The sequence below is a fragment of the Alicyclobacillus sp. TC genome (genome assembly GCF_016804365.1).
In the GTDB taxonomy this organism is placed as follows: Bacteria; Bacillota; Bacilli; order Alicyclobacillales; family Alicyclobacillaceae; genus Alicyclobacillus_I; species Alicyclobacillus_I tolerans.
In genome coordinates, this window is the sequence record NZ_CP044434.1 from 855,990 (window position 1) to 876,536 (window position 20,547).

Here is a 20,547-nt window from a genome sequence, read left to right on the forward strand (position 1 = left end):
TTCATGCCCATCAAATTGCCTGAAGGCTTACCGGCTAAACGTGTTCTGGAACAAGAGCATGTATTTGTGATGGACGAGCAACGGGCCTTCCATCAAGATATCAGACCGTTAAAAATTTTGATTCTCAATCTTATGCCTATTAAAGAGACTGCTGAGACGCAACTTCTGCGTTTGCTCGGCAATACACCTTTGCAGGTGGAAATCACTCTGCTTAGAATGGAGACGCATCAAGCAAAGAATACGTCAACTGAACACTTGCAAGCGTTCTATACGACTTTTCGCGATATTGAGAGACAAAATTTCGATGGCATGATAGTCACGGGAGCGCCAATAGAACATTTGCCGTTTGAAGAAGTTGCCTATTGGCCGGAATTGACTCGCATTTTGGATTGGTCCCGTCAGCACGTTACATCCACCATTCATATCTGCTGGGGTGCGCAAGCAGGGTTATATCATCATTATGGTATTGCCAAGCGTCCGCTTGCAGAAAAAATGTTTGGTGTATTTACTCATGAAATTTGTCTGGACATTCCTCTTGTCAGAGGATTTGACGAAGGATTTTTAGCGCCCCATTCACGCCATTCTACTGTGGATGAAAAAGATGTTTTAGCTTGTCCAGAATTACAGTTGATTTCAAAATCTAAAGAAGCAGGCGTTTACATTGTAGCTACGGAAGATGGACAACAAATTTTTGTCACCGGCCACTCGGAATATGATCGGGAGACACTAGCGGAAGAATATCATCGTGATATTGAGCGTCAATTGCAAGTGCCATTGCCTAAAAATTATTTTCCGAATGACGATCCTTCACAAACGCCTCTGCACAACTGGCGTTCACACGCATATTTACTTTTCTCTAACTGGCTCAATTATTACGTTTATCAGCAAACCCCTTACGATTTATCCAGTTTGCACTAAAAGTGAGCATAAGGTGAGAAGGGGGATACCGTTTTGAAAGTTTGGCTTGCCAGGCAGGAAGATATTGGTCAAGAGCTGATAGAGAGATGCATTCATCGCTTTCTTCCTCTGGCTGAAATACAGCACTGTACTCTCCGACATTCTATAGAGGAACGGTTCATAGAAGGGGATTGGTTGCTATCCCTTTCTTCTCAAATGGAAAATCAGTTGATTCATATACAAGGAAGTTTATTCGGCGCAGAAAATAAGATTCAAAAAGAAATTCGATGTTCATTGCCTGCTCATTTGCAAACGAAAGATAAAGAAAAGAAGATAAAGAGAGCGTATCTATTGTTGGTCTATCGGCTGCTCGAAGAAGGATTGCAACATTCATTGCCGTGGGGCATTTTAGAAGGCATTCGACCTATCAAAATAGTCCATCAATTGTTGCAGCAAGAGTGGGATACACAACGGATTGTCAATCAATTACAAGATGATTATGGCGTTTCATCATCTCGAGCTCAACTCGCTGTAGAAGTTGCTCAGCGGGAATTAGCAGTTGTTCCAGATTTATATCGTTTATCAGGTGAAGTCAGTCTTTATATTGGGATTCCATTTTGTCCAACACATTGCGCTTACTGTACATTTCCAGCTTACTCAATGGCCGACAAAGCGTATTACGTAAACGATTTTCTGGCTGCTATGCAAAAAGAATTGAAGGCTATTGCCAATTTGCTGAAAGAATACCGCATTCCTGTTACAACAGTCTATCTTGGCGGGGGTACACCGACAAGTCTTCGCGCTTTGGAATTAGAAAAATTGCTGGATTCGATTCGCCGATGGATTCCTGGCTATGGTCAATGGAGGGAATTCACAGTCGAAGCGGGTCGTCCTGATACAATAACGCCGGATAGACTGCGAGTTTTGCGTCAATATGGTGTCAACCGTATTAGCATCAATCCTCAGACATATAGGGAGCAGACACTTCGCTTGATTCAACGGGGTCATACACCACACATGGTTGACCATCGTTTTTACGCGGCAAGAGAAGCAGGTTTTGACAATATTAATATGGATCTCATACTGGGTCTGCCGAGTGAAACATTGGCCGATGTTCAATATACGCTCGAACGAACACTCGCTCTCCAGCCTGAAGCCATAACGGTGCATGCGCTCGCTTTTAAAAGAAGTGCAGCAGTACGTGAAGAAAAAGAAAAATATTCCATTCCAACAGATTCTGTGGTTCAAGAGATGATGAATGAAGCCATGCACAGTTTGCGTCAAGCCGCTTATCATCCGTACTATCTTTATCGACAACGAGATATCCTTGGACATATTGAAAATGTAGGAATGGCACGTGCAGGTAAAGAGAGTCCTTATAATGTGTTGATTATGGAGGAGAAACAAACCATTCTTGGCATTGGTGGAGGAGCTGTAAGCAAATGGGTTCGGCCATCGGATGGCAAAGTAACAGGACGGTTTGCTAATCCACGCGATCCCCATACTTATGTGCAGACCATAGATGAAGTCATTGTCCGCAAGATGACTCAGTTTCGAAAAATATGGGACAAGAACACGCATCATTCAGCGGCCGCTTTTGCTAGTTCCATTAACAATGACATGTAATGCTGCATTTTTTCATTTTTTGCTGGATCGTTTTCTGTAAGGTGTAAAAAGCCTATCATCATTACAACGTGATCGACCAAACTAAGCAGAAAGAACTTTTCTTCTAGCTTCCAGCCTGCTTCTTTCATATTCGTAACATAGTTAGACCACAGAGAGCAGGCTGCATGAAGGTTGGCAGCTTCCGAAAGTAACATCGCCATATCCCGATATGGCGTGCTGACATACGCATATGCCCAGTCAATCAACAACCATCCCCGCCTGCTATGTACCCAGTTTGCACGGTGAAGATCTCCATGTGTCCAAGTTGTCCGCCCCTGATAAGTTTCATTAATGTACGACCAGAGACGAGGTTGATTCAACCATTCTATTTCTATAGGGATTGACCAGTTTGGTACGCTTCTTCAAGTGCAGTCAAACCACGGGTTCTCCATGGTTCAAGTTTGTAAGGTTGAAGAATGGATGTCCAGCCTGCCTGAAGCCAATGTTCAGTGTATGAACTGCATTCAAGGTGCATACGCAGCACTAATGGAAGAGCATCTGTTATCCACTCATCGTTTGTGTTATGATATAGATTCAAGTCTGTTGTATGTTTGTTTGATGATTTTTCTGGAACGCTTTCATCTAAAAGCAAAATAGCACGGTGCTTTCCTTCTTCATAGATACCCAGTAATTGGGGGGTGAATTCTGAAATGAAAGGATAAATATATTTACAAACCATCCATTCGTTCTCAGTCTCCGGAGGGCACTTTACAAATGCCTCTAAAATTTCTCGATCTGACTTTAAAGTAAGATGATAGACGTTTGCTGTCGTTGCCATTGAGATGGGTGTGGCTTGCAGCAATATCCTGTTCTCTGCTTCCAATTGCTTCGTGAACCACAGCAACTGTTTTTTCATCCTATCCCTCTTTTCCGCAGGCCACATTGCTTAAAAATGATAAAGAATCAGGTGATACAGTGACACATGTTCTGCTTATCATCCTTGTTGTGCTGGCAGTGCTCATTTTTATCTGTCTGGCTATCCTATCCTTTTTAGCACTTTCTGTCTATTTTACTCTTCAGCCGATTCTTAGCGTACTTGGCCGGTTGGCCATGGTTTTAGGAATGGCAGAATGGTCAAAAAAATGGCTTGACAGATGGGAGCGCCGTCAACATCAACGTCGTCCATGACTTTCATTTCTATTTTGGATTCAGGAGGGGAAACCGGTGGAGACTGAGTCAGCCACTACGTCCGCTACAGATCAGTTAATTCAAGAAGAAGCAAGCAAGTTGAAGGAAACATTAGCGTGGATCGATCAGTCTTTGAAAAGATTAGAAAACATTCCGCGAGAATTTCCCAATGATGAACGTGAGCCACAAACAGCTGATGAAGTCGCTGCGCAGGCGGTTGATCGTTTGCGTGATGAGAGAATCGATGCATTGCGCAGAAGCACTCAGGAACCTTACTTCGGTAGGTTGGATTTTCAAACCGATGGTCAAGTCGAGCCGGAAATATGGTATATCGGCAAGCGTGGTCTCCAGGATGATACAGACGGAACGATAAGAGTCCTGGATTGGCGTGCTCCAGCCGCCAGTATTTTTTATGCTCATGCTGGGCAAGACAGAGCCACCTATCAAGCTCATGATGGTGAAATCAGTGGAACAGTTTGGAGAAAACGGAATCTTGCCATTCGTCGCGGTCAATTGGAAAGAGTAGTGGATTCGTTTGTTCGTGGAGAACAAAATGGACAAGTAACAGATGAGTTTTTACTCTACCGTTTACAAGAAGGAAAAGATAATCGTTTGCGAGACATTGTCGCCACGATTCAGGCAGAACAGGACACCATTATTCGCGCTGAGAAAAATCGCGCCATCTTTATTCAAGGTGTAGCCGGATCGGGCAAAACCACAGTCGCCTTGCACCGTCTGGCGTACTTGCTCTATCAGCATAGTGAGCAGTTGAAGGCAGAAAAAATGGCCATTTTTGCACCTCATCCAATGTTTATGGAATATATTTCAGAAGTTTTGCCGGAGCTTGGTGTAGGTGGTGTTTTGCAAACAACTTTCAGTGAATTCGCTTTACGTGAATTGGATTATCGATTTAAATTGATACCTGAGGGTCAGCGTGTTCAAAGATGGTTTGAAACAGGGATGGATAGTGCAAGTCGCGAGTTCGCCACCATTTACGCCAAAGGACGGTTGGCCTGGCTGAAACGCTTGCAACAAGCTGTCTCTGAAGCAGAACAAATGTCTGTCCCTGACGTCACTTTTACACCTTGGCCTGGAGTACAGCTTGAGGCTCATTGGATCCGCAAATGGTTTACAGAGGATTACCGACACTATGCGTTAGCCGTTCGAGTGATGCGTGTACAGGCGCGTGTCAAACGTTGGATGGATATGGAGTATAAACGAGTTCAAGCAGAAGATCGGCAGAAAAAATTGAAAAAGGCAGCAAACACAGCGTACCAGAGTTACTTGAAATTATGGCCTGCGTTGGACGAGTGGACAATGTATCAAAATCTGATGCCAGAGGTTTGGCAGCAGTCTCTGTCGCAGGTAAAACGAAAACGCGGTGAGCGCATTTATATTTGGCCGGAAGACTTAGCCAGTTTACTCTATCTGCGCCTTGTGCTCTATGGTGTTCAACCGGATGCAAAATTACAGCATGTGGTCATTGATGAAGCTCAGGATTTTTCACCTGTACAATTAGCAATCCTGCGTTTTTATTGCCAAACAGATTCGTTTACCATTTTGGGCGATCTCGCTCAAAGTATTTATTCCTATAGCGGGGTTCAAAATTGGGAAGAACTGTCTGGCTTGTTTTCTGAAGAGAGTGTTCAAAATTTCCAATTACAAGTCAGTTATCGATCGACACAAGAAATTGTCGAGTTTGCTAAATCTGCAATTGCTGCCTATCCACATTTGCCGCTTCCTGTCCCCGTATATCGATCAGGAGAGGCTGTGAATTTGTTGCATTACACTGATCAAACAGCTCAGCAAAAAGAGTTGCTAAAGTGCATAGATAGTTGGCAAAGTGAAGGGAGAATGCACTCCATTGCTGTGCTTTGTCCTAATGAAGAACTGGCTCAACACTATGCAGATTTGTTGCAGTCGACTGGATACAAGGCCACTCAGGTTACATGGGATCAGCGAGAATTTAGCGGAGGACTGTCGGTTATGCCGGCCTATCTTGCAAAGGGCTTGGAATTTGATGCTGTTCTTTTGACTGATGTGAGTCAACACTTTTATCCAGGCAATGAATCGTATGCTAAACTTCTCTATGTGGCCAGTACGAGAGCATTGCATCGACTCGCTGTATTGTATTCAGAACGCGAACCTTCACCTCTTTTGTCCCAGGCTCTCCATAGCCTTGACTGAGAAAAATCAGCTTCTGTGTAAATTGTCCAATCCGCATCTGCCCCTTCCGCTTCTCTCCTGAGCACATAGTCTACATTGTAGTCCCAATATGTGCTTAGGGGAGGTTAAATCAATGCATCCGTTGTATCATCACGCCATTCGCCTGCGTGGCCAATCGGTGTATGTGCATCACTTGAATGGAACGGTTTATCATGGAGTATTGCACTCTGTCACCACGAAAGGCATCTATCTTTTGCCCCATCGCCCCGGTGGACGGCTTGCTTCCGCTCAGTCCAATGAGTTGCAGGGCCAGAATGCACTTCATGAACCGCAAGATATGCAGTTAGAGGAAATTTTCTTTCCTGCCATGTTTTTTGGGTTTGGAGCCTTGGCGGGACTTGCAGCAGCTTCTGGTCCCTGGGGATGGGGTTGGTAAAAAATTTTTCTCATTTTATCCTCGGTGCTTTAAAGCCCGAGGATATTTTCATTTCATCCTACTTATAGATGATGGATTAGAGAAATAGCAGGCGGGAATTAACTCAATCGTCATATTATTTTGATAGACGTTTACGCATATATATGATAGATATAGGAGTAAGAAGTAAGTTAGATACTTCCTTTTAGTGATTCGGCTATTCTCACTGGCCGAAAAAAGAGTGGAGAAAGGAGCCCTGTTATGTCTAATCATCTCGATACACTTTTACAGGAACAAAGATTGTTTGAACCATCCCAGTCATTTCGTCAACAGGCCAATTTTTCTGATCCATCCATCTATGATCGAGCCAGTGAAAACCCGGAAGAATACTGGGCTGAACAGGCAACTTATTTAGATTGGTTTGAACCTTATGAAAGCGTTTGCGAATGGGATCCTCCGCATGCCAAATGGTTTGTAAACGGTAAGTTAAATGCAGCATACAACTGTGTTGACAGGCATGTAAGGAAAGGAAAGAAAAATAAAGTAGCCATCTTTTGGGAAGGTGAACCTGGAGACAGCCGCGCAATAACTTATGGAATGTTGCAGAAGGAAGTAGATGTGGCTGCGCGGATGTTGCAATCTCTTGGTGTGAAAAAGGGCGATCGCGTTACTATTTATTTGCCGATGATACCAGAGCTTCCTATATCTCTGTTAGCATGCGCTAAAATCGGCGCTGTCCATTCTGTCGTATTTGGCGGATTTTCAGCTAAGGCGCTTCGAGAACGCATTCTGGATGCGGATTCAAAGGTACTCATTACAGCTGATGCAGGATATCGCCGCGGTAAACCGATTCCTCTCAAAGCAAATGCGGATGAAGCTGTTGTGGATACGCCGATTGAAAAAGTGTTAGTTGTTGAGCGTTTTGGTAAAGACGCTGGCATTGAAATGAAAGAGAATCGTGATATTTATTGGGCAGAGTTGGCTGCTAAAGTTTCTCGTGAACCGTTAGCTGCTGAACCGATGGATGCTGAGGATATTCTCTACCTGCTTTATACTTCTGGAACAACTGGAAAACCGAAAGGGATTGTTCATACCACTGGCGGTTACTTGGTTGGTGCGAATACCTCTTTGCGCAGTGTATTTGATTTGAAAGATGACGACGTGTTTTTCTGTACGGCAGACATCGGTTGGGTTACAGGCCACACTTATATTGTTTATGGGCCACTGTCTGCCGGGGCCACTGTGGTGATGTATGAAGGTTCTCCAGATTATCCAGGAAGAGATCGCTTTTGGGATATTTGTGAAAAATACGGAGCTACGATTCTTTATACTGCCCCCACCTCGATTCGCATGTTTATGAAATGGGGTCCGGAATACGTCAAGCAACACGATCTTTCCAGTTTGCGTTTGCTTGGCTCTGTTGGTGAACCCATCAATCCTGAAGCTTGGATGTGGTACCACGAGCATATTGGTCAAGGTCGATGTCCAATTGTGGATACTTGGTGGCAAACGGAGACCGGATGTGCCATGATTGCTCCTTTACCAGGTTTGGTTGCGACAAAACCGGGTTCGGCCACCAAACCGTTACCAGGTATTTTTGCCGATGTGGTAGATGAAGAAGGGCAACCGGTGGAACCAGGAAATGGCGGTTATTTGGTTATCCGCAAACCGTGGCCATCCATGTTAAGGACAGTTTGGGGTGATGATGAGCGATTCCGCAACACGTATTTCGGTAAGTTTGAGGGTGTTTATTTACCAGGAGATGGAGCGCACAAAGATAAAGATGGTTATATATGGATTTTAGGCAGGATTGACGATGTCATCAATGTATCCGGTCATCGCATTGGTACAGCAGAGGTAGAAAGCGCAATGGTTTCCCATCCTTCTGTAGCAGAAGCGGCTGTGATTGGTCGATCGCATGAAATCAAGGGGCAGGCTATCACTGCTTTCGTAACATTGCGTGAGGGAGTGGAATCAAGCGAAGACTTGGTGGCTGAGTTGAAACAGCACGTGGTTGAGAAAATTGGCGCTATGGCCAGACCGGAAGAAATTATTTTCACAGCAGAACTTCCTAAAACGCGCAGTGCTAAAATTATGCGCCGATTGTTAAGGGATATTGCAGAGGGTCGAGTCTTGGGTGACACGACAACATTGGCCGATCCGTCTGTGGTTGATGAATTGAAATCTCGATATAAAGAGTCAGACTAAATTTTATCAGGATTTGGCTGAACGTTTCTTCTTTACAGAAAGGGGGATGACTTGGCGCTGCGGTTTCTCTAGAGCGGTTTTCCTGTTGATCTCGGTAGTCGTCTGTTTCCAATGGGGGATTTCTAGAAAAAGAGAGGCGGATGAAACATGTCAGAACAGATTAAAATTGCTGATCCAGGGCCGCTTGGTCTTGCCGGGTTCGGAATTACAACTTGCATTCTTTCTTTAATTAATGCGGGCATTGTTAGTTCAAGTGCAATTGGAGTCGTTCTTGGATTGGCGCTTGCTTATGGTGGTGGTGCTCAATTATTGGCAGGAATGTGGGAATTTCGTAAAGGCAACACGTTTGGTGCTACTGCCTTCTCTTCATATGGTGCTTTCTGGATTTCTTTTTACTTTATTGTTAAATCTGGGACAACAGCAGGCTTGGGTGTTTACCTGCTCTTTTTTGGCATCTTGACACTCTTCCTATGGTTTGGGACTTTCTATCTTAGCCGGGCTTTGTTCTTTGTGTTTCTTTGTCTATGGATTGCCTTCTTTTTACTGGCGCTGAATGGATTCCATCTCATGTCTTCAACAGCGGGTGGATATGTTGGATTGCTTTGTGGCATTCTTGCTCTTTATACATCTTTTGCTACTGTTATTAATGCAACTGCCGGTCGAACGGTACTACCGTTAGGTAAACCCTTGGCCAAGTCTCAGCAAGACTCTGCAACCCTCGTTACAACTGCGCATTAAGCTGCGTTTCGAATTCATAAAAATGGGATGATATCTGGTTACTGTTAGTTCTTACTACCTGATGCGACTGTTCTGTGAGGAGAATATGCATCAGGTAGTAGGCTATTTTTAATCGGATTTTTCAGGAATAAAATGTGGGTTAAGTAGTGTTGTTCAGAAAATATTATCGTTTTTCTCGTTTTTGGTTGACTTTTTTTGTCCATCCATGTTATCGTTATGGTTGCTTGCCGGAGTGGCGGAATGGCAGACGCTAGCGACTTAAAATCGCTTGTCCGTAAGGGCGTGCGGGTTCGAGTCCCGCCTTCGGCACCATTGAGTATTTTTGTTTTATGATTTTCAGAAGTGGATTTTGTCCCTCACAGAAAACCTCTTTCGACATAGTATGTCTAACGGGATTTCCCCAATAGATGAAATGTCAAGGAGGTTTTTGACGTGAGTGGAAGTTCAAAACTTGTATCTATTTTGAAATCACGTCGTTTGTATACATTGGTTGTAGGTATATTGGCTGGCCTAAAGTTGATTCTTGACGCTTTTGGTATCCATATCATCACATCGACTGAAGTGAACCAAATTGCCAATGGTTTTGCCGCATTGTTTAGCATTTTGTCTTTGCTGCTGGCTCACCAGTACCAGGGTGCCAATATCCAATCGAGTGCAAAGAGTGCAATCCAATCTATATCTGCGAATGATGTTACTACACAGACTGACGCAACTCATTCGGAACAGAATCAGTTTGGTTCGGTTGCAATCAATGAAGCGGAGTATCCTCCACAAGCGGCTTCAGATGGATTGGCGCGTCCAATAGAAAACGACCCTAAAGAATAGATTCCATCTCCCATCTTTTCGCATGGAGCCGGCTTTGGTCGGCTCCATTGGTTTGTGCTATTTCTCGAAAAATTTATGCATATGGGGTTTACTTTTAGAGAAAATGAGTTATGATGATAATGAACTATGCAAACAATCCTTTAGAGTTCCCGTACGACCGATAGCCGATTCTGGGTGTCCGTTGTCCCGGAAATCGGTTTTTTTACATCAAGGCCACAGCGAAATTATTCGTTGCTGCTTGTGTAAGTCTCAGGATACTCCTTTGCGGTGTTTGCTGGTCTTATGAATGTGCACGTTTTAGTGCTCTAGGAGGTTTTTTTCATGCACGAAGGTACCGTAAAGTGGTTCAATGCTGAAAAAGGTTATGGTTTTATTGCAGTGGAAGGTGGCAATGACGTATTCGTTCATTACAGCGCCATCCAAGGCAACGGTTTTAAGAGCTTGGAAGAGGGTCAGCATGTTTCCTTTGAAATCGTTGAAGGTCCCAAAGGTCCTCAAGCAGCAAACGTTGTGAAATTTTAATTCCTTTTTCGGACTGTGGCCGGCGAGCATTTGTTCGTCGGTTTTTATTTTGCCAATAGAAGATGACAAAAAGTCATCCATTTTCTTTATGAGTTGACATAGGAGCGTGTTTTGCGTTATAGTAGTTCCCGTTGACTCAAAGCATGCGGCTGTAGCTCAGAGGGAGAGCACCACCTTGACACGGTGGGGGTCACAGGTTCGATTCCTGTCAGCCGCACCATTGAAAGAGTTAAAGCAATAATGCGCACAGCAAAGGCCGCCTCCTGTGAACACAGGAAAGGCGGTCTTTGTCACATTATACGGCGACATCGGTCATTGACAGAACACAATTACCGAAGAATCAGCTTTTCCATCTTAGGGCCCCTATTAAACAAAAAGGTTATTCTCTTATCAAATGGGCCGTAAAACCGCTTGCTTTAGCTATGGGGATATAAGGCGCTCGCCGTGAGGCGAATCTTTTTAAACAATAGATAGAACTGTGGTATCTAATGTATTGTACTATACTATTTGTGGTGATTCGTCATGATTCGAGATGTAGATTCAAACCAAAATGTCACGTTCGACTGCAAATACCATGTTGTCTTTTGTCCGAAATATCGCCGAAAAGTGCTTGTTGAACCCATTGATGCAAGGTTAAAGGCGTTGCTTTCGGAAAAGGCAACCGACATTTCGGCGGAAATCGTTGAAATGGAAATCATGCCTGATCATGTTCATCTTCTCATTAAGTGTGATCCGCAATATGGCATTCACAAAGTCGTAAAACAACTCAAGGGATACACTTCCAAAGTTCTTCGTGATGAATTCAAATCACTAAAAAGTCGATTGCCTTCCCTATGGACGAATGCCTACTTTGTCGCTACGGTGGGCACTGTTCAACTGGACGTGATCAAGAAGTATATCGAAGAGCAGAAATCGAGGTGAGGTCGATCATGCGAAAAGCATACAAGTACAGACTTTACCCCGCGAAGGAGCAAGAAGAGAAAATTCAGTTGACCTTAGAACGCTGTCGCCTGCTCTACAATCGCCTGCTTGACGAACGGCGGTTCGCCTATGAAACAGACAAGACCACGCTAAATTACTATGATCAGGCAAATACGCTGAATGAGCGCAAAAAGTACATTCCAGCATTGAAGCAGGTTCATTCGCAGGTATTACAAGACGTGGTAAAACGGCTTGACAAAGCCTTTCAAGCTTTCTTTCGTCGTGTGAAGTGGAACCCAATACCTTGCCTGAGTCCAAAGAAACAGTTGGGATCGATCTTGGTGTGAAGCATCTTGCCATTACGTTCGATGGGGAATTTTACGAACACCCGAAATTTCCGCGGGAATCCGAACGGAAATTGCACAGGAAGCAACGAGTCGTATCACGCAAGAAAAAGGGGGCTGCTCGTCGCCGCAAAGCCATCAGAGAACTGGCGAGATTGCATGAGCATATCGCAAATCAACGTAGAGACTACGCGCACAAAGTATCTCGAAAATTGGTCAATTCATATGGGCTGATTGCCTTCGAGAATCTAAACGTACAAGGCATGGAGAAAAATCACCATCTTGCCAAGAGCATTGTTGATGCGGCTTGGAATCAACTTGTGCGGTACACCACGTACAAAGCGGAAGAAGCTGGTCGTGGTGTCGTGCTAGTCGATCCCAAAAACACAAGTCAACCCTGCTCGAATTGCGGGGAAATCGTCTCTAAAAAGCTGTCGGAACGCATGCACCATTGCGAACACTGCGGATACGTTCAAGACAGAGACATAAATGCCGCACAAAACATTTTGAAACGTGCCTTAGCTGGATAACGTTTCTTTTGGCTCGGACTGAGCCTTCAGAACGTAACGTAGGCGGTTGCGTCATGCGTGTTCTGAGAAGCTCCTGCCTTTAGGCATGGGGAGTGGTCACGATAATGATGAAATGATGATTTTAGGCATTTTTACATTCAGTCCTCGCTTTAGTATAGAGGGTGGGTAGTTGCCTAAAGGCTTGTGTCAACAGGACAAAGTCATCGAATTTTAGAATGGTCTGTGATACAGTAAAGTTAATGAAGAATAAAAAGATGTTCCTATGGCATGTTATTTCAAAGAAGTGTCTCAGAACATCGATTCTATATGTAGATATATAAATATACAGATGTAAAGAAGGTTAACTATGAGTAGCATGCAAAAAGTGACGGATGTAATTTTAATCGGTGCTGGAATTATGAGCGCAACGCTAGGAACACTGTTCAAGGAATTGGCCCCGGATTGGGATATTAAAGTTTTCGAAAAACTCGGAGGGCCCTCGGAAGAAAGTTCTAATGAATGGAATAATGCTGGAACAGGGCATTCAGCGCTATGTGAATTAAACTACACTACTGAAAATCCTGATGGAACAGTGGATATTAGCAAAGCGATTAAAATTAATGAGCAGTTTCAATTGTCCAGACAATTTTGGTCGTTTCTTGTGAATCGTAATTTGATTCAAAATCCACAGAACTTTATTATGCCCATTCCACACATGAGTCTAGTACAAGGCGAAAAAAATGTAAATTTTTTGAAAAAGCGATATGAAGCTTTATCGAATAGCCATTTGTTTCAAGGTATGGAATACTCAGATGACCCTGAAAAACTTAAGGAATGGATACCGCTGATTATGGAAGGTCGCACCTCGGACGAGCCTATTGCGGCCACTAAAATTGATTCAGGTACGGATATTAACTTTGGTGCCTTAACAAGGATGTTGTTTGAGCATTTGAAAAAAGAGCAAGTTGAAATTAAATACAACCATAGCGTTAAAAAAATCAAAAGAACCAGCAATAATCTATGGGAACTAAAAGTTTATGATCATGTTCAAGGGAAAACAGAAAGTCATTTGGCAAAGTTTGTATTTCTTGGTGCTGGCGGAGGAAGTCTTCCCCTATTACAAAAAACCGGGATTCCCGAGGCGAAGCACATCGGCGGTTTTCCTGTCAGCGGGCTTTTTATGGTCTGTCATAATCCGGAAGTTATTGAGCAGCATCACGCTAAAGTCTATGGAAAAGCCAAAGTTGGAGCACCTCCTATGTCGGTTCCGCATTTGGATACCCGTTATATTGATAACAAAAAATCGTTACTTTTTGGACCGTTTGCCGGTTTCTCACCCAAGTTCTTAAAGGCTGGTTCAAATTTCGATTTGATTCGGACGGTCAAACCTCATAACGTTCTCACGATGTTAGCGGCGGGCGTTAAAGAGTTTGCGTTGACGAAATATTTAATTCAGCAAGTCATGCTGTCTAATGAGAAACGTATGGAAGAACTAAGGGAATTTATACCGAATGCTAGGAGTGAGGATTGGGATATCGTCGTGGCGGGACAACGTGTACAGGTTATCAAAGATACGAAAACCGGTGGTAGAGGGACACTCCAGTTTGGTACAGAAGTAGTCAGCTCAGCTGATGGTTCGATTGCCGCTTTGCTCGGAGCTTCACCTGGCGCTTCTACAGTGGTCCATATCATGCTGGAAGTACTCGAAAAATGTTTTCCGCAACGTATGCCAGAATGGCAACCTAAAATTAAAGAAATGATTCCGTCTTATGGTCTATCTTTGGCAGAAAATCCAGAGTTGTTCCGCGAGATATTTGAAGATACAACGAAATCTCTAGGTTTGGATAAAGAACATACTGTTTCTGCCGAGGATTTGCAATCTCCGAGCTATGAGGATGGTTTTGTAACAGCTGAAGGATATATTACAGAGTAATCGAACGTGTAGATCCAGGTTTTGGATATACATTTACTTCCTGTTGATCACCTAAAGGGGGATAAATTTGGTTTTTCAGCAGATAACAGTTGCGGGATGTGGTGTGTTAGGAAGTCAGATTGCGTTTCAAACTGCTTTTAAGGGATTCGATGTGACTGTTTATGATCTCAACGAAGAAGCATTGTCGAAAGCAAAAGAACGAATTCTAAAACTAATGAACATGTATCAAAAGGACTTGCGGGCATCTCAACAAGATGTAGAAAATGCTTTTCATCGAATTTATTTCAGTTCCAATTTACAAGAGGCTATTGCACAGGCAGATTTACTCATTGAAGCTGTACCAGAAGTGATCCAAATCAAAACGGAATTTTATAAACACTTGGCCAAGGTGGCTCCTCCTAAAACCATCTTTGCTACTAATTCTTCTACATTTGTGCCGAGTCAGTTTGCGGAATTCACAGGAAGACCAGAAAAATTTCTGGCTCTGCATTTTGCCAATTCGATTTGGATTCATAACACGGCAGAAGTTATGCAGCATCCGGGAACAGATAAAGAAGTTTTCAAAGATGTGATCGCTTTTGCGGAAAAAATCGGTATGGTTCCGTTGCCTTTATACAAAGAACAGCCTGGTTATATTTTAAATTCATTGCTTGTTCCTTTTCTGGAAGCAGCACAGTTTCTATTGGTGAATGAGATTGCAGATGTGGCAACGATTGATAAAACTTGGATGATTGCTACAGGAGCTCCTGCTGGTCCTTTTGCTATTTTGGATACGATAGGTGTAAATACAGCTTATAATATTGCCAAAGAGAAAGCTAAGGCTGGGCATCCAGAGTATGAAAAATTAGCTAATATGTTAAAAACTCAATATATGGACAAAGGTAAACTGGGTCGGCAAAGCAACGAGGGATTCTACACATATCCTAACCCTCGTTTTCGACAGCCTGACTTTTTGAAAGGATAAATTGTATTGCACGATCCGATATAGAATACAGTAAAATGGATTTCGCAAGCATTTCAGTACCGCTTACAGTTCGTACGTAAGCGGTAATTTTTATTCGTTGACGTCGATTATATAATTGTTCTATAATAAGAACAAAATACTTTATATAGAAAGGCTGTTTGGAGGGGTAAGGGTGAAAATACAATCAAAATTGAGTATGGCCGGTATAACGGCTTTATCTGGTCTTGCCATGTTGGGTGCTGGAAGCTTTGCGTTATTTACAGCAGATGCTCATTCTTCTCAGCAGAACTTCGGAGCAGGTGTTGTTGATATCACGTTACATGGGGAATCAAATGTTTTTTCGAATGTTAAAGAGATCCCTTATTTTAATATGGTTCCTGGCGATCGCGCTGGTGGATATGTAATTTTGCATAATACAGGAAGTGTAGCGGAGATTCTTGATTTGCAAAATAATGTTCATGGACCTATATTTTGGGATGATGGATTGAACAATGGGAAGGTTGTCACATTAAACGGATTTGTAAAAGGTTCTAGTCAAGAGTTGAATCAACAAGCACTTTTAGCAGATTCACCATTTGGTCGTACAGTCTATCAAACATATAAAAATAATTGGCAACCAAGGTTGTTAATAGGTGGCCCCAAGTTAATTCCAGGATTCGGGTATGAATCTGTAGATTACCATGGTTCGAGCCCATTGAACGAATATCAAACTGACAATCATCCTGCTTATTATGTGCTTCAATACGCTATTTACAATAGCCTGCCCAAAGTCGTGGAGGCTCCTCATGAATACCCACAAGCGATAGGCTATCGTGTCAGTGGCTCCATTGTAAATACAAATTTATCTGTACCGTACACTTATCAACAAGCAGGTTATAACCTAAATGGTGGGGATTTTTCAGATTCGACGGGAACTTTGAACGTTGAATCGTCTGATGCATCGTTTGATAATGAACTTATTCAACCCACTAAATTTAGCGGATCGACCGATTTGAAAGGAATTGTGTTACAACCTGGTCAATATCTTTTGGTTACGTATCGAGGAGGATTGCCCAAAGAAGCAGGAAATGACTACCAAGATGCTTGGGGTAGTGTATCACTTTCGGTGCTGGCTGAACAATATGAAAATAATCATCAGAACATCCAAGTAACTGGCTCAAATGGAAATGGCGGTAATCCAATACAGTCCGGTCAAGGCTCTACAACCTCTCCGACTCCAAATCAATATTTTTCTAGTTTAAACGCAAATCCATTTAGTTCAAGTACTATATATGCCGGTCAAAATGTGAATTACACTTTGCAATTGTGGGATTCTAGTCATTCACCTCTTGAGGTTCCGGTGTCCGATATTTCGTTGTCGGTAACGAAGGGTACGGCAAAAGATGTTGTTTTCAGTCCAATTGATTCTCTCGGTAATGGATTTTATTCTTTTTCAGTCAGTGACAGTCAAGCAGAAGTACTTCAAGTTGAAGCAACTGTTATGGCAAATGGCGTAAGTGTTCATGCAGAATCTAAGCCTATTCAGTTGGCTGTGGATCATAGCATTTTGAGTTCACTCTCCTTTGATCAATCTTCGGAGCAGGCAGGTCAGTCGGATACTTATACGCTATCATTAAAAAATGCTGCCAATCAGCCGCTTCAGGGATTAACTTCAGACATATCTTTATCCACTATCAAGGGAACAGCACAAGATATTGAATTTGGGCCTATTGTTGAAAAAAGCCCAGGCTTATACCAATTTTCAGTCAAAGATACGAAGTCTGAACTCATTCAAGTGAAGGCGACTATCAATGCTCTGGATACTGAACAATCGGTGACAGCTTCAGAAGAACAAATTACTCCCGGACCTGCCGCTCAATTGATCTTTTACCCTGATTATTTAGATTTCGCAACAGAAAATAGTAGAATCCCAGTCACTATCTCACTGGAAGACAAATATGGAAATATTGTTCCACAAAACGATGTACTTACCTTTCACTATCAAGGTCCATTTAATATTATAGGCGTAGATGGCTATGCGCAATTAACGAATGGTGTTTTTCATGGTACGGCCATAAATCAGTTTAATCCAACTTACAGTAACTATATGTACCAATATAGTCAATTACCCACAGGCTATTTCTTTGCAATCTTAGGAGATTCTAATTCTGTTTCTGACAATAGTAATGGATTAAATGCAACTTTCTCAGGAGAATTGTCTCCCCAATCACCTTCTTCTGGAGAAGGGGGTGGCTGCGGTTGCCTCTTCTAAAGCCAATAACATTCATATCTATCTTGGTGCTGATGGCCACAATGATGACGGGATGCGATGTAAAATCGCATCCCCATTTGACTCCATTACCCCAATCCACTTCTTCGCAATTGATTAATGATTCATCCATCGGCCCTTTTGCCATCCATATCCATACTCAAGATGGTAAAAATGGTCAGTTGGCTTCGGTAGGCCTCGTCTCGCTTCCGACTCGAAGTACATCTGGTCTTTCTGTATATCAGGTATTTTATTGGAGTCAAGGTCAGCAGGTTGAGGCTTACTTGACTCTTCCTTCCAAACCTGGAGATTACCCTTTGCTTGTTTTACTTCATGGGGGATGGGAAGTTCCCAAACCCGGAATGTATCATTCCCCATTTTCATGGCCAGTGTCCAATCAATATTCCAATCAAATTATTACTATTGCATCTGAATATCGAGGATACGTACAAAGTGAGGGAACTGTTCATGGTCTTCTTGGCGATCTCGATGATACTGAAGCTGCCATACAGTGGGCCTCACATATCCCAGGATATTCAATTCGGGGCCTCTATTTATTTGGTGAATCTCTAGGCGGCGGTGTTGCCTTGCAATATGCTGCGCAGCATCATGTTGATGGGGTAGTCGCTCTTAGTCCTTATGTGGGCCCTGATGCCATGGACAATTGGTCTAAAAAATTAGATTGGCGTCCTGACCCTGCGGCAGAGTATGCTACAGCATATGGGCCAGAGTATTTACATGGAAAACTGTCTTTACGATATGAGAAACGTTCTCCTTACGATCAAGCTCTTGAGATTCAAGCTCCTGTATTATTTTTACAGGGACAAGAAGACCATCATGTGATATGGCAATCTGTAGCTGCTATGGCATTAAGGATGAAAAAGGCAGGAAAAGATGTAAAACTTTTATTGTACAAATACGGCCACCATGGGTTACAGAAAAAATATCGATCCGTTACGCATCAGGCTATAGAAAAATGGTTTGAACAGCATGGACTTCCTGGCCCTTGGCCCACGTCAAGTAACATTCATTAATTTCTGCCTCAGAATACAGAATGGAAAGTATTCGCTTGTTTTCTTTTCTTTATTTTTCAACTCATTGGATTTGGAGGGGATGGGAGTATCCAATGATAGGTGACTCGTTACTACTGATCAATGCTCGCATTGTTGGCGAAGATAAAATTTTGGATCCCGGCTGGATGCATGTCACTGAAGGGGTAATTGGTGAGCTTGGACATGGAGCACCACCGAATGAATTGTTTTCAGGATTGGCGTATCATCAGGTTGATGCTCGTGGTCAGTGGGTCGTTCCAGGTTTTATTGATATGCATGTGCATGGTGCTAATGGAGCAGATGTTATGGACGGTACATCATCTGCTATTGAAAAAATTGGTCAATTTCACATTCAACATGGTACTACAGGCTGGTTGCCGACTACACTTACCGCCCCTATAGAAGCTTTGGAGAAGTCCATTCAAGCATCGGGTATCGCACAACAAACAGCTTGGAGGTCAGGTTCAGCACAGGTGTTAGGTGTACATTTAGAAGGTCCTTTTCTATCTCCATCCAAAATGGGGGCTCAAAATCCTGTGTTTGTACAGCCCCCCAACATATCTATAATGAAACGGTTACTGGAGACGGTGCCTGGCCTTGTGCGCAAAGTCACTTTGGCTCCCGAACAGCCAGGAGCTTTGCAGTTAATTCAGTTTCTTAGAGAGGAAAAAGTCATTGTTTCTATTGGGCACACAGTCGCTTCGTATGAAGAAACCATAAAAGCTTTCGAAGCTGGAGCAACGCATGCGACGCATGTATTCAATGCAATGAACAGCATTCATCATCGCGAACCCGGTGCTGTCGGTGCCTGCTTACTTTCACAAAATGTTATATGTGAACTCATAGCTGATGGACATCATGTACATCCAGAAGTTTTGAAATTAGTGATGCGATTGAAAGGTAAAGATGGTGTTATTTTGATTACGGATGCTATTGGAGCAACAGGTAAACCGGATGGAGTTTATCAGCTGGGGGGGATGAATATTGTGGTGAAACAGGGCATTTCGACGCTACAAGATAGTCAATCCTTGGCTGGTAGTACACTAACCATGGATGAGGCCATTCGAAATATGATGATTCAAGTTGGAGTAACCCTGTTTGAGGCAATACAAATGGCGAGTCTGACTCCTGCACGTGAACTGGGGTTGGATCATCGAAAAGGAGTTTTGGCGGTTGGGCACGATGCTGATTTTGTACTCTTAGATGAATCGTTACTCGCAAGTGAAACATATATTTTGGGCAGACGTCTATATCGGCGTTCATAAAGTTGGTAGATTGGTTATTTTGGAAAGCTGTATGCTATACAACTTGTATGGAAATCTTTGTTCAGTTAAAATAAGCATAGTCTCGTTGATACTCGGTGTATAAATTTACTTGAAAAGTAGACAAGACCGTTCATCCAGGGTGGAAGGGCTATTATGCTTACCACGGTGGAGAGAACGGTTTTTGATTTTTGTAAGCTTTTCAACTTTCGGTAGAATGGAGGGCTAAAGTAAATTGCAATTAGGAGATTTGATCTTTATACGGGGCACTCAAGGATTGGCGGGGCCGATTCGTAAAATTACTCGTAGTCCTTATACGCATATTGCTGGTTTGGCGCATCCGGAACAAGTTATCGAATCTCAGGCTTTACGGATTACAGGTTATGAGCATGTCCAAACCTATAAAGGTGTGGCAGATGTTTATCGATGTGAAGAATTAACGGATCGGCAAAGGAAAGAAATTGTAGAATTTGCTAGAAGTAAAATTGGTACAAGGTACGATTATCTGCTTTTTTTCTGGTTAGCAGGTAGACATCTTTTAGGTCAAAGCGTTCCACTCATAGCGAGTCAGAAACGTCGTATTTGCACAACGCTCTGGGCAGATGCTTATCGGTCTGTTGGCATCGACTTATGTCCAGGAATTGAATATCCAACTCCGGGGGAATTAGCCAATTCTCAATGGCTTAAAAAAGTGGATAGTTATTAAATAGGTGTACGGAATGCAGGATGTATAGCTTGCAACTTTTAAAA

At 42.9% G+C, this 20,547-nt stretch carries 20 protein-coding genes and 2 tRNA genes; 20 read left to right on the forward strand and 2 right to left on the reverse strand.

The window, feature by feature from the left end; genetic code table 11:
* Positions 1–3: 3 nt before the first annotated feature.
* Positions 4–918, forward strand: a complete 915-nt coding sequence (gene metA / locus FY534_RS04070) for a homoserine O-acetyltransferase MetA (RefSeq protein WP_072874299.1) — start codon at positions 4–6, stop codon at positions 916–918.
* A gap of 33 nt (positions 919–951) precedes the next feature.
* The gene (gene hemZ, locus FY534_RS04075) at positions 952–2,523 is read left to right on the forward strand and encodes a coproporphyrinogen dehydrogenase HemZ (protein WP_203115261.1); all 1,572 of its coding nucleotides are present in this window, start codon (positions 952–954) and stop codon (positions 2,521–2,523) included.
* On the opposite strand, the gene FY534_RS04080 is transcribed toward hemZ, so the two are convergent.
* On the reverse strand, positions 2,478–2,882 hold the full coding sequence (locus tag FY534_RS04080) for a phosphotransferase family protein (protein WP_203115262.1): 405 nt from the start codon (positions 2,880–2,882) through the stop codon (positions 2,478–2,480). The genes hemZ and FY534_RS04080 overlap by 46 nt on opposite strands.
* 11 nt (positions 2,883–2,893) lie before the next feature.
* On the reverse strand, positions 2,894–3,418 hold the full coding sequence (locus FY534_RS04085; RefSeq protein WP_203115263.1) for a hypothetical protein: 525 nt from the start codon (positions 3,416–3,418) through the stop codon (positions 2,894–2,896).
* A 26-nt stretch (positions 3,419–3,444) separates the two neighbouring features.
* On the opposite strand from FY534_RS04085, the gene FY534_RS04090 reads away from it, so the two are divergent.
* The 18 genes from FY534_RS04090 (at position 3,445) to FY534_RS04175 (ending at position 20,503) form a co-directional block, all read left to right on the forward strand.
* Positions 3,445–3,690 carry a hypothetical protein gene (locus tag FY534_RS04090; RefSeq protein ID WP_083574248.1) on the forward strand — a complete coding sequence of 82 codons (246 nt, stop codon included), beginning with the start codon at positions 3,445–3,447 and terminating at the stop codon, positions 3,688–3,690.
* Positions 3,691–3,726: 36 nt separating this feature from the next.
* The gene (locus tag FY534_RS04095) at positions 3,727–5,877 is read left to right on the forward strand and encodes a HelD family protein (protein ID WP_203115264.1); all 2,151 of its coding nucleotides are present in this window, start codon (positions 3,727–3,729) and stop codon (positions 5,875–5,877) included.
* 112 nt (positions 5,878–5,989) lie between these two features.
* Positions 5,990–6,292 carry a hypothetical protein gene (locus FY534_RS04100; RefSeq protein WP_072874294.1) on the forward strand — a complete coding sequence of 101 codons (303 nt, stop codon included), beginning with the start codon at positions 5,990–5,992 and terminating at the stop codon, positions 6,290–6,292.
* A 240-nt stretch (positions 6,293–6,532) separates the two neighbouring features.
* A complete protein-coding gene (acs, locus tag FY534_RS04105) occupies positions 6,533–8,479 on the forward strand; it encodes an acetate--CoA ligase (RefSeq protein WP_203115265.1) in 1,947 nt (648 codons plus the stop codon).
* A 147-nt stretch (positions 8,480–8,626) separates the two neighbouring features.
* Positions 8,627–9,217 carry an acetate uptake transporter gene (locus tag FY534_RS04110; protein ID WP_072874292.1) on the forward strand — a complete coding sequence of 197 codons (591 nt, stop codon included), beginning with the start codon at positions 8,627–8,629 and terminating at the stop codon, positions 9,215–9,217.
* A gap of 226 nt (positions 9,218–9,443) precedes the next feature.
* Positions 9,444–9,529 (forward strand) — tRNA-Leu (locus tag FY534_RS04115).
* A 120-nt stretch (positions 9,530–9,649) separates the two neighbouring features.
* Positions 9,650–10,042, forward strand: a complete 393-nt coding sequence (locus tag FY534_RS04120; RefSeq protein ID WP_203115266.1) for a hypothetical protein — start codon at positions 9,650–9,652, stop codon at positions 10,040–10,042.
* Between the two features lie 321 nt (positions 10,043–10,363).
* Positions 10,364–10,564 (forward strand): cold-shock protein, encoded by a 201-nt coding sequence (locus tag FY534_RS04125; protein WP_072874290.1) that lies wholly within the window; start codon positions 10,364–10,366, stop codon positions 10,562–10,564.
* 145 nt (positions 10,565–10,709) lie between these two features.
* Positions 10,710–10,784: transfer RNA gene (locus FY534_RS04130), tRNA-Val, on the forward strand.
* A 302-nt stretch (positions 10,785–11,086) separates the two neighbouring features.
* On the forward strand, positions 11,087–11,485 hold the full coding sequence (gene tnpA / locus FY534_RS04135; RefSeq protein ID WP_203115267.1) for an IS200/IS605 family transposase: 399 nt from the start codon (positions 11,087–11,089) through the stop codon (positions 11,483–11,485).
* Positions 11,486–11,493: 8 nt separating this feature from the next.
* Complete coding sequence (locus FY534_RS04140; protein ID WP_203115268.1) at positions 11,494–11,832, forward strand: helix-turn-helix domain-containing protein; 339 nt, start codon at positions 11,494–11,496, stop codon at positions 11,830–11,832.
* Positions 11,790–12,359 carry an RNA-guided endonuclease InsQ/TnpB family protein gene (locus FY534_RS04145; protein ID WP_203115269.1) on the forward strand — a complete coding sequence of 190 codons (570 nt, stop codon included), beginning with the start codon at positions 11,790–11,792 and terminating at the stop codon, positions 12,357–12,359. Before FY534_RS04140 ends, FY534_RS04145 begins: the two co-directional genes overlap by 43 nt.
* Before the next feature lie 346 nt (positions 12,360–12,705).
* Complete coding sequence (locus tag FY534_RS04150) at positions 12,706–14,271, forward strand: malate:quinone oxidoreductase (protein ID WP_203115270.1); 1,566 nt, start codon at positions 12,706–12,708, stop codon at positions 14,269–14,271.
* Positions 14,272–14,338: 67 nt separating this feature from the next.
* Entirely contained in the window at positions 14,339–15,235 is an 897-nt protein-coding gene (locus FY534_RS04155) for a 3-hydroxyacyl-CoA dehydrogenase (RefSeq protein WP_203115271.1), read from the forward strand.
* Positions 15,236–15,407: 172 nt separating this feature from the next.
* The gene (locus FY534_RS04160; protein ID WP_203115272.1) at positions 15,408–17,486 is read left to right on the forward strand and encodes a TasA family protein; all 2,079 of its coding nucleotides are present in this window, start codon (positions 15,408–15,410) and stop codon (positions 17,484–17,486) included.
* The gene (locus FY534_RS04165; RefSeq protein ID WP_238413656.1) at positions 17,474–18,517 is read left to right on the forward strand and encodes an alpha/beta hydrolase family protein; all 1,044 of its coding nucleotides are present in this window, start codon (positions 17,474–17,476) and stop codon (positions 18,515–18,517) included. Before FY534_RS04160 ends, FY534_RS04165 begins: the two co-directional genes overlap by 13 nt.
* 92 nt (positions 18,518–18,609) lie before the next feature.
* Entirely contained in the window at positions 18,610–19,800 is a 1,191-nt protein-coding gene (nagA, locus tag FY534_RS04170) for an N-acetylglucosamine-6-phosphate deacetylase (protein WP_072874285.1), read from the forward strand.
* A 232-nt stretch (positions 19,801–20,032) separates the two neighbouring features.
* On the forward strand, positions 20,033–20,503 hold the full coding sequence (locus tag FY534_RS04175) for a C40 family peptidase (protein ID WP_072874284.1): 471 nt from the start codon (positions 20,033–20,035) through the stop codon (positions 20,501–20,503).
* The last annotated feature ends 44 nt before the right edge of the window (positions 20,504–20,547 follow it).